Raw genomic sequence first — 1191 nt, forward strand, 5'->3', positions numbered from 1 at the left:
CAGTTCACGAAGCGTGCTGCGCACGCGGGCCATGAAACCAGCCAGCTCCGGCGCCCCGTCCCTATTGGCGCTCCACAGCCTCCCCGCACGCGCCTTTGCGAGATGCCGTGCTACTTCGATGGAACGCGCAGATGATCTGCTGCCGCACTACACAATGGGCCACATGAAACCATCCACACGCTGGTTCCGCGCGCTGACAGCCGTCTTCGTACTCTCCGTCGTGCTCTTGCTCGCTCTACCAGTTGATTGGGCGATGAGGGAACTGGCGACCATCCCAGCAGTTGGATCATTGGTGGCCGCGCTCTTTCAGATTTTCCGCGAGCAGGCCGCTCTCGAGCGGCAACTGCTGCTACAGCGCGACCAGCAGATGTTTAGCGTCGGGGCGATGTCACACATGGCGAACGTCGCATTCGACAAGCACGTCGCCTTCGCTGAGAAGTACATCGCTGAGGTGCACTCGACCGTCTCAACATTTTTCCGAGAAGGCCCTACCCAAAAGGCGCTAGAACACGCTATCAAATTCGCCGACCTCCGCCAGGAATACGCGGCTTGGCTTCCGACATCCACTGCTATTGGGCTGAAGCCCTTCGAAGATGCAGTCCGTCAGATCGGGGCTCTCAAAGGGTTGGTCAACGATCTCCGCGGAAGCGGGGATCCTGAGCGCCCCAAGGCTTTGAGCGAGATGTATACCGTCTTCCGGAACATGTTGCAATTGACCGRCAGTCTCCCCATCGACGAACAGCCAGAGATGGCGATTGACGTTGTCGTTCAACGCATACGCGAAATCATCGGCGTCGAGCAACTGACCACTCTTCGTCGCAATTTGATAGAACAGGCCATCGCGCAAGCAAAGCGTGGCGCCTGACCCCTCGCTCGAGTTGAAGTCGAACGATGTAGGCCCGTGATTTGCTGCGGTTTCTCGTGCATCGTTGCCAATGCCGCTGAGCCCGCCTTGCCTCGAACGTGAGGGGCTAGTATCAACAGAAGTGCTCTTTCAACAGGCCAAACTTTGATATGGATGYATACCCAACCGCGCTTCTAATTGAGCGACCGCTAATCTATGCATCGCTCTACGATCTGGCCGCTGTAGTGTTCGGAAGTGAAGGGCTGGCGCGGCTCTCGACAGGCGATGATCGTGACGAGTTCGACAAACTGCGCGTACGTCACGAGATCGCTCAGGCAACCAAGCTT

Annotated in this window: 1 protein-coding gene; it reads left to right on the top strand. The window is 57.8% G+C overall.

Annotated features, from left to right (window positions below; all coding sequences use genetic code 11):
* Nucleotides 1–163: 163 nt before the first annotated feature.
* Complete coding sequence (locus AC1D01_RS35645; protein WP_477874385.1) at nucleotides 164–865, top strand: hypothetical protein; 702 nt, start codon at nucleotides 164–166, stop codon at nucleotides 863–865.
* Nucleotides 866–1191 lie beyond the last annotated feature (326 nt).

It is taken from the genome of Rhizobacter sp. P3_B12 (assembly GCF_056402895.1).